The organism is Oceanimonas sp. MB9, from assembly GCF_011319775.1.
Lineage (GTDB): Bacteria > Pseudomonadota > Gammaproteobacteria > Enterobacterales > Aeromonadaceae > Oceanimonas > Oceanimonas doudoroffii.
The window spans coordinates 257,336-269,826 of sequence record NZ_VFBE01000009.1 but is presented as its reverse complement, the minus strand read 5'-3'; the positions used below and the strand labels follow the sequence as shown (position 1 = coordinate 269,826).

Here is a 12,491-nt window from a genome sequence, read left to right as displayed (position 1 = left end):
GGCGGTTTGCCAGTGCTCCATTCAATAACAATCTGCGGTCATTATACCGCCGAAGGGAAGGCAACCCAAATCTATGTTAACAATATGAAAAAGCGAAACAGAATATAACGAAGGGAAGAAATAATCGGCAGGGAATGGTGGGTCGTGCAGGATTCGAACCTGCGACCAATTGATTAAAAGTCAACTGCTCTACCAACTGAGCTAACGACCCAAATTGTAAACCACTGAAAGTGGTGGGTGATACTGGGCTCGAACCAGTGACCCCCTCCTTGTAAGGGAGGTGCTCTCCCAGCTGAGCTAATCACCCTGGGTTCACTTTTGACAAAAGTGAGAAAACTGGTGGACGCTACTGGGATCGAACCAGTGACCCCCTCCTTGTAAGGGAGGTGCTCTCCCGGCTGAGCTAAGCGTCCGGAATCTGGTGGGTCGTGCAGGATTCGAACCTGCGACCAATTGATTAAAAGTCAACTGCTCTACCAACTGAGCTAACGACCCGGTCTGGTGGGTGGCTGCTGCCCCCTGCCAACGGCGGCCTATATTACGGATTTAATTGTGTGACGCAACAGCTAAATTGCCATTTTATTTCGTTTGCTCAAGGAACAGGCGACTCTCACAAAAATCCGTCAACCCGCCGGTTATTTCATCGCATCCAGGTTTTCCTGAGCCAGCCGCGCGGCACCACTGCTGCCGTATTCGCTTAGCACGCGCTCAAAATACTGCCGGGCCTGACCGTCGTCCTGCTGCTCCCGGGCTATCAGCCCCAGCTTGAGCAGGGAGTCCGGACGCTTGTTGGACTTGGGATACGCTTCCACCACCCGAGCGAACTGAGCCTTGGACTGGTCAAAACGTTTTTGGGCAAACAACAGCTGTCCCAGCCAGTAATGGGCGTTGGGCACATAGGTCGACTGAGGATACTGGGTAATAAAGCGGGCAAAGGCCGGAATGGCGGCGTTGTAGTCCTTGTCCTGCAACACCAGATTCACTGCCTTGTCGTAGGCGGCCTGCTCATCTCCCGCCGTCTCGGGGGCACTGCCGCCACTTTCAGGCGCGGTTTCAGCCTCAGACGACGGGGCCGGCGACGGGGCAACCCGAGGCGCCGACGCCGCTTCCTGCTGGGCCGCCAGCATGCTGCGCTGACGCTCTATTACCTGCTCCAGCCGGTAGCTCTGCTCTTCCAGCAGACCGCGCATTTCGCTCAGCTCCTGTTGCAGGGCATTGAGCTGACGCTGTTGATCTATCTGCGCCTGGGACCGGGCACTGAAACCCCGCTCCAGCTCGGCCAGGCGCTCATTGACGGAGCCGCTGCCACCCACACTGGCCACCGGGGCCTGAGCCCAGCTGGCGGTGGATAAAACAGCGGCCATCGAAATGGCCGCGAATTTCATCATAACGTAACCGAATCAGTCCTTAGTAAACCAGTACCGCGCGGCGGTTTTTGGCAAAACCGTCTTCGCTGCGGGAGGTATCCAGCGGCTTTTCTTCGCCGTAGCTGACGATGGCCAGCTGGGAACCGCTTACGCCCAGGCTCTGCAGGTAGCTGGTCACGGCCTTGGCACGACGCTCGCCCAGGGCGATGTTGTACTCGGGCGTGCCGCGCTCGTCGGCATGGCCTTCCACCAGAATGCTGACATTGGGGTTGGAACGCAGGAAGCTGGCATGGGCTTCCAGCACCTGGGCGTAGTGGCCGGTCACTTCATCCTGGTCGAATTCGAAGTAAATTACGTTCTCGCGACGCAGGGCTTCATATTGCTGACGCATCTGCTCATCGGCAGACAGGGCGCCACCGTTCTGGGCACCAGTTTGTACGCCACCGTTCTGGTAGCTGCCATCGGTTCCGGTCATGGCGTCGGAATCGCTGGTGGAGCTACATGCAGCCAGGGTCAACATGGGAAGTGCGACGGCCAGACTCTGAAGCAGTTTTTTCATTTGCATGATTTTTCCTTGGGAAAAGCAATTTTTAGTTTAGAAACGGTGACCACGCCGGTGAGCGGACATCGCCGCTGCGGGCCGGCAGCCTGGCCTTGAAACGACCATCCATAGACACCAGAGACAACACTTGCCGCCCCTGATAAGTGGTGCTGTAGATGATCATGGTGCCGTTGGGAGCAGGGCTCGGCGATTCATCCAGCTGTGTTTCGGTCAACACCTGCAGATTTCCACCATCCAGCTCTTGCCGGGCAATCCGGTATTGCCCCTGGGAGCGGCTGACCAGCACCATATTCTGGCCGTCTGCCGTGACCCTGGGGCCCAGATTCATGTCTCCGTCAAAGGTCACACGACGCGCATTGTCGGCACCGGGATCGGTGCGGTAAACCTGCGGTCGGCCTCCCCGTTCGGAGACAAAATAAATACTTCTTCCGTCCGCCGACCAGGTCGGCTCGGTGTCGATTGTGCGGTTATTGGTCACCCGGGTCAACTGGCGGCTGGCCAGATTGAGTACATAGATTTCGGGCTGACCATCCTGCGACAACACCAGTGCCAGCCGGGTGCCATCGGGGGACCAAGCGGGCGCGCCGTTGATGCCGGGCTGGGAGCTCACCACCTGACGCTGCTGGCTGTAAATGTCCTGCACCACCACCTCGGCCTTCTTGTTTTCAAAGGACACATAGGCCAGTTTGCGGCCATCCGGTGACCAGGCCGGCGACATCAGCGGCTCCCGGGAGCGCAGCAGTACCTGCTCGTTGAAACCGTCGTAGTCGGCGATCATCAGCTGATACGGATACTGGGCACCGTGCTGCACCGTGACATAGGCGATGCGGGTCAGGAAGGCGCCCTTGATGCCGGTCAGCTTCTCAAACACGATGTCGGAAATACGGTGGGCATACTGCCTGAGCTGGGCGGCAGGCACGGTGGCACTGCGGCTTTCCAGCAACTTGGCGCCGTTGCCGCCCAGCACGTCGGCCAGCTCAAAGCTGATACGGTACTGATTGTTGCCCGCCGGCGCTATGCTGCCCACCACCACGGCTTCCGCCTGGCGGGTGCGCCACAGATTCGGATCCAGCTGATCGGCCCGAGAGACCCGCTGGGGCAGCGAGCTGCGATCCAGCGGCCGGAACATGCCGCTGTTGCGCAAATCATTGCCGATCACCTCGGACAACTCCTGAGGCGCGGCACCACCGCCGGTCCATTCAAAAGGCACCACCGCCACCGGCCGGGCACTGTCTATGCCGCCGGTGATCACGATATCCAGTGCCGCCTGTGCCCGTCCTGCCAGCATCAGCAGCGGCAGCCATAACCACAACCATCGTTTTGTCATCATCAAAGCCTCGGTATCAGGGTCAAATTCAGGTTTTGCAGCTGTTTGTTCACGGCCGGATCCTTGGGCATAGGCAGGGTACCGGTCTTGCGAATGGCCAGCTCTGCCGAGCGGCATACCTCCGCATCGCCCTGGCCCTGGCCTATGGTCAGGATAAGGCCATCGGTCGCCACCCGCACATTAATACGGCACTGCTTGCCCACCATGGTCGGTCCTACCAGCCAGTTGCGCTGTATCGCGGCAATAATCATGCCGGTATAACGATCCACTTCTGCCGCCGACGCGGCCGACGAAGAACCTCCTGCCGAGCCGCCACCCATCAGCGCTTCCAGATCCTTCAGCGCCTGCTCGGCTTCGGCCTTTTTACTCGCTTCCGCCTTGCGCGCGGCTTCGGCTTCCGCCTGTTTCTTCGCTTCCGCAGCCTTGCGGGCTTCCTCGGCCTTGCGTTTCTGCTCGGCTTCCGCCTGCTTCTTGGCTTCCGCAGCCTTGCGGGCGGCTTCGGCTTCCGCCTGTTTCTTCGCTTCCGCGGCCTTACGGGCGGCTTCGGCTTCCGCCTGTTTCTTGGCTTCCGCGGCCTTGCGGGCGGCTTCGGCTTCCGCCTGTTTCTGCGCTTCCGCGGCCTTGCGGGCGGCTTCGGCTTCCGCCTGTTTCTTGGCTTCCGCGGCCTTGCGGGCGGCTTCGGCTTCCGCCTGTTTCTGCGCTTCCGCGGCCTTGCGGGCGGCTTCGGCTTCCGCCTGTTTCTTGGCTTCCGCGGCCTTGCGAGCTTCTTCCGCCTGGCGTTGCTGCTCCAGCACCTGCCGGCGCTCCGCCTCGGCTTTCGCCTGCTGGGCGGCCACGGCCTTTTCCTGCTCGGCCTGGCGCGCCGCCTCCGCCGCCGCCGCTTGCTCGGCGGCCTTCTGTTCGGCCTCTTCCGCCGCCTTTTGCGCGGCCTCGGCTTGCGCCTGCGCTGCGGCCTGCTCGGCGTCGCGATTTGCCTGCATTTCCGCCAGGCGCTCGGCCTGGGCCGCCACCATGCCATCATCAATCATGGTGGCTTCAATAATGGACGCCGCCTGGGTGGGCCGCTTGGGGGTGCTGAAATTAACCCCCACCAGGAACAGCACGCCAATCAACACATGCAGCCCCAGGGAAATCAGCACCGCCTTGCGAATGCCACCACTCTGGTTATCAAACACGCCTTATTGCTCCGGTTGGGTCATCAGGCCCACACTGGGCACGCCGGCCGCCTTAAGGGTGGCCATCAGCTGGATCACGGCGTCATAGCGCACATTGGCATCACCCTGCACCACCACGGGTGCCTTGGGATTGGTGGCCAGCTTTTGCTGCACCATGTCTGCCAGGGCCAGCAGATCCACCGCCTCGTCCCGCGTCTCACCCACGTCGAGAAAATAACGGCCCTCGGCGTCCACCGACGCCACCAGCGGCGTCTCGCTGTCATCCGGCAGCAGCTCGGCCTCGGCCTGGGGCAGATCCACCTTGACCCCCTGAGTAATCACTGGCGCCGTGGCCATAAAGATGATCAGCAGCACCAGCATGACGTCGATATAAGGCACCACGTTGATCTCGGCCACGCGTTTGCGTCGCTTGCGCTGATAGCTCTGCATTACTGGTTACCCGTGGTCACTTGCCGGTTGAGAATGGTGGAAAACTCGTCCATGAAGTTGGCCAGGTGGTTTTCCAGTCGCTCCACCTGATAGCTGAAACGGTTAAAGGCAATCACCGCCGGAATGGCCGCAAACAGCCCCATGGCGGTGGCAATCAGCGCCTCGGCAATACCCGGGGCCACCATGGCCAGGGTGGCCTGCTTGATTTCCGCCAGGGCAATAAAGGCGTTCATGATGCCCCATACGGTACCGAACAGGCCGATATAGGGGCTGATGGAGCCGATGGTCGCCAGTACCGACAGGTTGGTTTCCAGCCGGTCGACTTCCCGGGACAGCGCCACCCGCATGGTACGGTAGGTGCCTTCGAGAATGGTGTCCTGAGGCCGGCCCTGCTTTTGCAGGCGCACGAACTCGCGAAAACCGGCATGAAAGATCTGCTCCATGCCCGCCAAGCTGTCGCGCCGGGCATTGGACTCATGGTAGAGGCGTCCCAGATCGGCACCAGACCAGAACTTGTCTTCAAACTGCTCGGCATCGTCGCGGGCCGAAGTCAGCACCTTGCGGCGATTGATGATCAGCGCCCAGGACAGCACCGACATGCCCACCAGGGCCAGCATCACCAGTTTGACCAGCAGGCTGGCCTGCAGAAAAAGACCAATAAACGAAATATCAGCGTGCACCCGACAATACTCCCATCAACGGCTCAGGTATGGCGAAAGGTTTCATTTGAGCGATATTCACACAGGCGATGACCACCTCGCCCCTCACCAGAGAAAGGCCCGCATCATCCAGAATTTCCTGCTCAAACACAATAGAGGCACGTTTGAGCATTTTCACCGTGACGGTGACTTTTAATGCATCATTGAACCGGGCCGGACGGCGCAGATCCATTTCGACCCGGCGCACCACAAAGGCAATATCCTGCTCGAGCAGGCTGTCCTGCTCCACACCCAGGTGGCGCAACCACTCGGTGCGGGCCCTTTCCATGAATTTCAGATAGTTGGCGTTATATACAATGCCGCCGGCATCGGTATCTTCGTAATAGATACGCACCGGCCAGTGAAACGGTGTCTGTGACATGGCAACAAGCAAAACCTGTTTGAAAAATCTGGGAATTACTATACCCAAGTCGTCGCCATGAAAGAAGCAGACTGCGTCAGCGCACGACATTAGGTGACCCTGACTGGGCTGTGAGGGGTGAGGGGTGAGGGAGGTATGAGGAATCTCGGATTTGACGCCTTACTCCTCTCCCCTCACCTTTTTTCGCTCTCTTCTAGCTTCCGGCTGCCGTCAGGCTTCGGGAAGGTCGAAGCCGAAATGCAGGTAGGCGCGAGGGGTAGCCAGGCGGCCGCGGGGGGTGCGTTGCAAAAAGCCCTGCTGAATAAGGTAGGGTTCAATCACGTCTTCGATGGTTTCCTTTTCCTCGCCAATGGCCGCGGCCAGGTTGTCGAGGCCCACCGGGCCGCCCATGAACTTGTCGAGTACCGCCGTCAGCAGCTTGCGGTCCATGTAGTCAAAGCCCTGCTTGTCCACATCCAGCATATCCAGGGCCTGGGCGGCAATGGCGGCGTCGATGGCGCCGCTGCCCTTGACCTCGGCAAAGTCCCGCACCCGGCGCAGCAGCCGGTTGGCAATGCGCGGCGTGCCCCGGGCCCGGCGGGCCATTTCCAGGGCGCCGTCGTCGTCGATATCCAGACCCAGCTTGCCGGCGCTGCGGCTGATGATATGGGCCAGATCCGATACCTGGTAGAACTCCAGCCGCTGTACGATGCCAAAGCGGTCCCGCAGGGGTGAGGTCAGCGAGCCGGCCCGGGTGGTGGCGCCCACTAGGGTAAAGGGCGGCAGCTCCAGCTTGATGGAGCGAGCGGCGGGGCCTTCCCCGATCATGATGTCGAGCTGGTAGTCTTCCATCGCCGGGTAGAGGATTTCTTCCACCACCGGGCTCAGGCGGTGAATTTCATCGATAAACAGCACATCACCGGGCTCGAGATTGGTGAGCATGGCCGCCAGATCCCCGGCCTTTTCCAGCACCGGGCCCGAGGTGGTCTTGATGCTTACGCCCATCTCATTGGCCACGATGTTGGCCAGAGTGGTCTTGCCAAGCCCGGGCGGGCCAAAAATCAGCAGGTGATCCAGGGCCTCTTCCCGCCGGCGCGCCGCCTCGATAAAGATTTCCATCTGGCCGCGCACGTGATCCTGGCCACGATAGTCCGCCAGCGCCCTGGGGCGTATGGCCCGATCGATGGCTTCCTCTTCCTGGCGCGGGGCCGGGTTGATAAAACGATCCGCTTCTATCATGGCTTACCCCATGCTTTTCAGGGCTTCGCGGATCAGCTGCTCCGCATCCATGCCGGGTTTGGCAATTTTCTTCATTAGCTGCTCGGCCTGGGCCGCCTTGTAACCCAACGCCTGCAACGCGGCCAGGGCTTCGTCCCTGGCGCCGTCACCGCCGCCGGCCAGGGCCGACTCGGGCGCCGGGTTAAACAGATCATAACCGCCAAAGCCCTTGAGCCGGTCGCGCATTTCCACCACCAGCCGCTCGGCGGTTTTCTTGCCAACACCGGGCAACTTGACCAGGGCGGTGATCTCGCCCTGCTCCACATTATGAATAAACTGATCGGCGGTCATGCCCGAGAGAATGGCCAGCGCCAGCTTGGGACCCACGCCATTGGTCTTGATCAGCTCCCGAAACAGCGCTCGCTCGGTTTTGGTGTTAAAGCCAAACAACAGCTGGGCGTCTTCCCGCACGACAAAATGGGTCAGCACGGTGGCGGCCTGGCCCACATTGGGCAGCTCGTAAAAACAGCTCATGGGCAGGGTGACTTCATACCCTACCCCGTTCACATCCAGCAGGATTTCGGGGGGCTGCTTTTCGACAATAATACCTTTTAACCGACCTATCACTGAGGCGCTCCGCTAATCAGGACAAAACTGGGCCAAGAATAATAAATAACTGGATAAATATCCATGTGCTTGAGCCGTCAGCGCAGACGCCCGCGTACGGTGCCGCGCACCTGGCCGGCCATGCTGACCAGGCTTTGGCGAGTGTGGCCGTGGCACAGGGCCACCGCCAGGGCATCGGCGGCATCGGCCTGGGGCGTGCCCGGCAGGCTGAGCAGCTTGACCACCATGTGTTGCACCTGACTCTTGTCGGCACCGCCCTGCCCCACCACCGCCTGCTTGATCTGACGGGCGGAATATTCCGCCACCTCCAGTCCGGCGTTGGCGGCGGCCACAATGGCCGCGCCCCGGGCCTGGCCCAGTTTCAGCGCCGAGTCCGGGTTGCGGGCCATAAATACCTGCTCAATGGCAAAGAGGTTGGGGCGAAACTGCAAAATGATTTCGCTGACCCCGTCGTAAATTTTCTTGAGCCGGGGCGCCAGGGCGTCGTCGGTCATGCGAATGCAGCCGGAGCCCAGGTATTCCATTTTATTGCCGGTCTGGCGCACCACACCGTAGCCGGTGATGCGCGAGCCGGGATCGATACCGAGAATAATGGACATAAAAAGAACACTCAGGGCTGGAAGCTGGGAAAAATATTGTGACCTCGGGCGGTTTTCGGACTCAGGCTTATCGCTTCCAGCTAACGCCGTTAGAGCTGCTCCGCCAGTTCGTCGGAGATATCACCGTTGTGATACACCTCCTGCACGTCGTCCAGATCTTCGAGCATGTCGATCAGCCGCAGCAGCTTGGGGGCGGTGTCTTCATCCAGTTCAGACTTGGTTGAAGGGATCATGGTCACTTCGGCGTTGTCGGCTGCCAGGCCACTGGCGTCCAGGGCGTCTTTCACCGCGCCGAACTCGTCCCACTGAGTGTACACGTCGATGGAATCGTCGTCGTTCACCACCACATCCTCGGCACCGGCTTCCAGCGCCGCATCCATCACGGTTTCTTCGTCGGCCTCGGCATAGGTGATCACGCCCTTTTTCTCGAACAGGTAGGCCACCGAGCCGTCGGTGCCCAGGTTGCCACCGCTCTTGGAAAACGCGTGACGCACTTCCGATACGGTGCGGTTGCGGTTATCGGTCATGCACTCCACCATCACGGCGGTGCCACCTGGACCGTAGCCTTCGTAGATGATGGTCTCCAGCTGCTGGCCGTCCAGCTCGCCGGCACCGCGCTTCACGGCTCTGTCGATGGTGTCGCGGGTCATGTTGTTGGACAGTGCCTTGTCGATGGCGGCGCGCAATCTGGGGTTGGAGGCTGCATCGGAGCCGCCCTCACGGGCCGCCGTGGTCAGTTCACGAATTAGTTTGGTGAAGATCTTGCCGCGCTTGGCGTCTTGCGCCGCCTTGCGGTGCTTGATGTTGGCCCATTTACTGTGACCTGCCATTACTTGAGTCTCCTTTATTCGGTGTTTATCAACCTGCCGATGGCATCCCGGTTGGTCCAGGAGCCGGCCCGGGTGCGGGCTTCCTCAAAGGGCAGCCAGCACTGATCCAGGTGCTCGGTGAGCCGCACTTGTTGCGGCTCGGGCAGGCATAAACGGAATTCGTATTCCCAGTTGTGGGTCACCCCCGGACGGTAGCGATGCCGCCAGTGGGGGTAAATTTCAAAACGCACCCGGTGCCCGGTTTCCACCAGTTGCAGGCCGTTGCCCACCACCAGGCCGGTTTCTTCCTCCAGCTCGCGGATGGCGGCCTGCATGCGATTTTCGCCGGCTTCCAGACTGCCGGTCACCGACTGCCAAAAGTCGGGATTGTCCTTGCGCTGCAGCAACAGCACGCGATCCCGAGTATGGATCAGGATGAGTACCGACTCCGGGTGCTTGTGGGCCATGCCTTACTCCGCCTTGGGCTGCTCGGTGCGAATGGCAAGCTCGGTCAGTGCATCCGGGTTGGCCAGGCTGGGGGCATCGGTGAGCAGACAGGAGGCCGTGGTGGTTTTCGGAAAGGCAATCACGTCCCGAATGTTGTCGGTGCCGGTCAGCAGCATCACCAGGCGGTCCAGGCCAAAGGCCAGGCCGGCATGGGGCGGGGTGCCGTATTTGAGGGCGTCGAGCAGGAAGCCGAACTTCTCCTGCTGCTCCTCGGCATTGATGCCCAGCAGGCGGAACACGGTCTGCTGCATGGCGTTGTCGTGAATACGCACCGAGCCACCGCCCACTTCGTAGCCGTTGATCACCATGTCATAGGCATTGGCGGCGGCCGCCAGCGGGTTGGCTTCCAGCTCTTGTGCCGACATGTCCTTGGCGGCGGTAAAGGGATGGTGCATGGCGTAAAGACGGTCGTCTTCTTCCTCGAACATGGGGAAGTCCACCACCCACAGCGGTTTCCAGCTGTTCTCGATCAGGTTCAGATCCTTGCCCAGTTTCAAGCGCAGGGCGCCCATGGCGTCACACACCACCTTGGCGGAGTCGGCACCAAAGAAGATGGCGTCGCCGTCGGTGGCACCGGTGCGCGCCAGCAGCTCGGTGACGATGGCTTCGTTCAGGAACTTGGCCACCGGCGACTGAATGCCGTCCATGCCCTTGGTTGCATCGTTCACCTTGAGCCAGGCCAGGCCCTTGGCGCCGTAGATGCCCACATACTTGCCATATTCGTCAATCTGCTTGCGGGAAAGCGCCGCGCCACCGGGCACGCGCAGGGCGGCCACACGCCCCTTGGCGTCGTTGGCAGGACCGGCGAACACCTGAAAGTCCACATCCTTCACCAGGTCGGCCACGTCGGTCAGCTCCATGGCGATACGCAGATCCGGCTTGTCGGAGCCGTAACGACGCATGGCTTCGGCAAAGCTCATCACTGGGAAGGCACCCAGATCCACGCCGGCCACGTCCTGCCACAGTTCACGTACCAGCTGCTCCATCACCTCACGCACCTGCTCGGCACTCATAAAAGAGGTTTCCACATCGATCTGGGTGAATTCGGGCTGGCGGTCGGCGCGCAGGTCTTCGTCGCGGAAGCACTTTACAATCTGGTAGTAGCGATCGAAACCGCTCATCATCAGCAGCTGCTTGAACAGCTGGGGCGACTGGGGCAGCGCATAGAAATAGCCCTTGTGCACCCGGCTCGGCACCAGATAGTCACGGGCGCCTTCCGGGGTGGCCTTGGTGAGCATGGGGGTTTCGATATCGAGAAAACCATGCTCGTCCATAAAGCGGCGCACTCGACTGGTGACCTGGGCCCGGGTCTTGAGGAAACGGGCCTGCTCGGGACGGCGCAGATCCAGGTAGCGGTACTTCAGCCGCTGCTCTTCGGAGTTGTTCTGGTTGAAGTCCAGGGGCAGCGGTGCCGCCTTGTTGATGATGGTGAGCTCGTGGGCAAAGATTTCCACCGCGCCGGTGGCCATGTCCTTGTTTACCTGAGACTCGGGACGCGCACGCACCACGCCGGTTATCTGCACGCAGAACTCGGCACGCAGGCCAGACGCCTTGTCGTAGGCGTCGGCCTTGTCGGGATCGAAGAACACCTGAACAATGCCTTCCCGATCGCGCATGTCGATAAAGATGAGACCGCCCAGATCACGACGACGATGTACCCAGCCACTGAGGGTTACGCTCTGGCCAACCAGGGAGGCGTCTACCTGCCCGCAATAATGAGTGCGCATGGAGTCTTCCTATGATGTGCTTTGGCTGCGGCGCCCGGCCGCAGGCTTGAATTGGTCTGTAAACAGCGCGCTAGTATAATCGGAAACCCGAACACGGGTAAAACTCGATGTTTTTGATAAGCATGGTGAGGGGTTAGGCGCCAGGAGGCCAAAATCCCCCTCTCGCTTTACTCCTCACCCCTCACATTATCTTTTCAGGAGAAATATGCCGTTATATCTGGGCCTGAGCCAGTGGTCCCATGCCGGCTGGCCGGGCAACCTGCTGAGCCGGGGACTGAAAACCACCGAGCATCTGTCAGACTACGCCCGTGTGTTCAATACCGTGGAAGGCAACACCAGCTTTTACGGCGTGCCCGATACCCAGAGCCTGACGCGCTGGGAGGCCATGACCGGCGACGACTTTCGCTTTACCTTCAAGTTTCCGTCCACCGTCAGCCACCAAGGCCGCCTGGCCGACAACATTGCCACGGCGCAGGCCTTTCTCGACCAGCTCACGCCCCTGCATCACAAGCTGGGCATGCTGATGCTACAGCTGCCCGCCGCCACGGGACCGGAACAGCTCGACGGCCTGGCACAACTGCTGAACGCCCTGCCGAACACCGTTGAAATGGGGGTGGAAGTGCGCCACCCGGCGTTTTTTGCCAAGGGGGAAGCCGAACGCCGACTTAACCGGCTGCTGCTGGAGCAGGGCGCCAACCGCATTATCATGGACTCAAGGCCGGTGTTTGCCGTGGCCCCCACCACGCCGGCGCTGGCAGATGCCCAGCAGAAGAAGCCAAGGGTGCCGGTGCACATCATCAGCACGGGTCAGTCACCCATGGTGCGATTTATCGGCAACCCGAACCTGTCCGCCAACACCCCCTTCTGGCAGCCCTGGCTGCCGCGCCTGAGAGGCTGGCTGAATGAAGGCAAGTCGGTGTATCTGTTTGTGCATACCGCCGACAATGTCGAGGCCCCGGTCCTGGCAGCCACCATCGCCGAGGCGCTGGACTGCCCCCTGCCCGCCTTTCCCGGCCAGGCGCCCGAGCCCCAGGGCAGTCTTTTTTGAGGTCGTTCGTAAGGAGTGAGGGGTGAGGGGTGAGGCG

The 12,491-nt window shown here is 60.7% G+C and carries 14 protein-coding genes and 4 tRNA genes; 1 reads left to right on the top strand and 17 read right to left on the bottom strand.

Annotated features, from left to right (window positions below; genetic code table 11):
- Positions 1–135: 135 nt before the first annotated feature.
- The 17 genes from OJHNALOF_RS12635 to aspS all read right to left on the bottom strand — a co-directional run bounded on the left by OJHNALOF_RS12635 (position 136) and on the right by aspS (position 11,406).
- A tRNA-Lys gene (locus OJHNALOF_RS12635) sits at positions 136–211 on the bottom strand.
- Positions 212–231: 20 nt separating this feature from the next.
- A tRNA-Val gene (locus OJHNALOF_RS12630) sits at positions 232–307 on the bottom strand.
- Between the two features lie 30 nt (positions 308–337).
- Positions 338–413 (bottom strand) — tRNA-Val (locus OJHNALOF_RS12625).
- Positions 414–419: 6 nt separating this feature from the next.
- A tRNA-Lys gene (locus OJHNALOF_RS12620) sits at positions 420–495 on the bottom strand.
- 140 nt (positions 496–635) lie between these two features.
- On the bottom strand, positions 636–1,388 hold the full coding sequence (ybgF, locus tag OJHNALOF_RS12615) for a tol-pal system protein YbgF (RefSeq protein ID WP_165662230.1): 753 nt from the start codon (positions 1,386–1,388) through the stop codon (positions 636–638).
- Positions 1,389–1,407: 19 nt separating this feature from the next.
- Entirely contained in the window at positions 1,408–1,932 is a 525-nt protein-coding gene (pal, locus tag OJHNALOF_RS12610) for a peptidoglycan-associated lipoprotein Pal (protein WP_094200826.1), read from the bottom strand.
- Between the two features lie 25 nt (positions 1,933–1,957).
- Complete coding sequence (tolB, locus tag OJHNALOF_RS12605) at positions 1,958–3,256, bottom strand: Tol-Pal system beta propeller repeat protein TolB (RefSeq protein WP_165662586.1); 1,299 nt, start codon at positions 3,254–3,256, stop codon at positions 1,958–1,960.
- A gap of 2 nt (positions 3,257–3,258) precedes the next feature.
- The gene (tolA, locus tag OJHNALOF_RS12600) at positions 3,259–4,431 is read right to left on the bottom strand and encodes a cell envelope integrity protein TolA (RefSeq protein WP_165662229.1); all 1,173 of its coding nucleotides are present in this window, start codon (positions 4,429–4,431) and stop codon (positions 3,259–3,261) included.
- Between the two features lie 3 nt (positions 4,432–4,434).
- The gene (gene tolR, locus OJHNALOF_RS12595) at positions 4,435–4,860 is read right to left on the bottom strand and encodes a protein TolR (protein WP_165662228.1); all 426 of its coding nucleotides are present in this window, start codon (positions 4,858–4,860) and stop codon (positions 4,435–4,437) included.
- Entirely contained in the window at positions 4,860–5,528 is a 669-nt protein-coding gene (gene tolQ / locus OJHNALOF_RS12590) for a protein TolQ (RefSeq protein ID WP_211284220.1), read from the bottom strand. Before tolQ ends, tolR begins: the two co-directional genes overlap by 1 nt.
- 1 nt (position 5,529) lies before the next feature.
- Complete coding sequence (gene ybgC, locus OJHNALOF_RS12585; RefSeq protein WP_094200821.1) at positions 5,530–5,940, bottom strand: tol-pal system-associated acyl-CoA thioesterase; 411 nt, start codon at positions 5,938–5,940, stop codon at positions 5,530–5,532.
- Between the two features lie 210 nt (positions 5,941–6,150).
- Positions 6,151–7,158 carry a Holliday junction branch migration DNA helicase RuvB gene (ruvB, locus tag OJHNALOF_RS12580; protein WP_094200820.1) on the bottom strand — a complete coding sequence of 336 codons (1,008 nt, stop codon included), beginning with the start codon at positions 7,156–7,158 and terminating at the stop codon, positions 6,151–6,153.
- Between the two features lie 3 nt (positions 7,159–7,161).
- Entirely contained in the window at positions 7,162–7,764 is a 603-nt protein-coding gene (ruvA, locus tag OJHNALOF_RS12575) for a Holliday junction branch migration protein RuvA (RefSeq protein ID WP_165662227.1), read from the bottom strand.
- Positions 7,765–7,841: 77 nt separating this feature from the next.
- Entirely contained in the window at positions 7,842–8,363 is a 522-nt protein-coding gene (gene ruvC, locus OJHNALOF_RS12570; protein WP_094200818.1) for a crossover junction endodeoxyribonuclease RuvC, read from the bottom strand.
- 89 nt (positions 8,364–8,452) lie between these two features.
- Positions 8,453–9,193 carry a YebC/PmpR family DNA-binding transcriptional regulator gene (locus tag OJHNALOF_RS12565; RefSeq protein WP_094200817.1) on the bottom strand — a complete coding sequence of 247 codons (741 nt, stop codon included), beginning with the start codon at positions 9,191–9,193 and terminating at the stop codon, positions 8,453–8,455.
- A 14-nt stretch (positions 9,194–9,207) separates the two neighbouring features.
- Positions 9,208–9,639 (bottom strand): dihydroneopterin triphosphate diphosphatase, encoded by a 432-nt coding sequence (gene nudB, locus OJHNALOF_RS12560; protein WP_165662226.1) that lies wholly within the window; start codon positions 9,637–9,639, stop codon positions 9,208–9,210.
- A gap of 3 nt (positions 9,640–9,642) precedes the next feature.
- Positions 9,643–11,406 carry an aspartate--tRNA ligase gene (aspS, locus tag OJHNALOF_RS12555; RefSeq protein ID WP_094200815.1) on the bottom strand — a complete coding sequence of 588 codons (1,764 nt, stop codon included), beginning with the start codon at positions 11,404–11,406 and terminating at the stop codon, positions 9,643–9,645.
- 205 nt (positions 11,407–11,611) lie between these two features.
- On the opposite strand from aspS, the gene OJHNALOF_RS12550 reads away from it, so the two are divergent.
- Positions 11,612–12,454 (top strand): DUF72 domain-containing protein, encoded by an 843-nt coding sequence (locus OJHNALOF_RS12550; RefSeq protein ID WP_165662225.1) that lies wholly within the window; start codon positions 11,612–11,614, stop codon positions 12,452–12,454.
- Positions 12,455–12,491 lie beyond the last annotated feature (37 nt).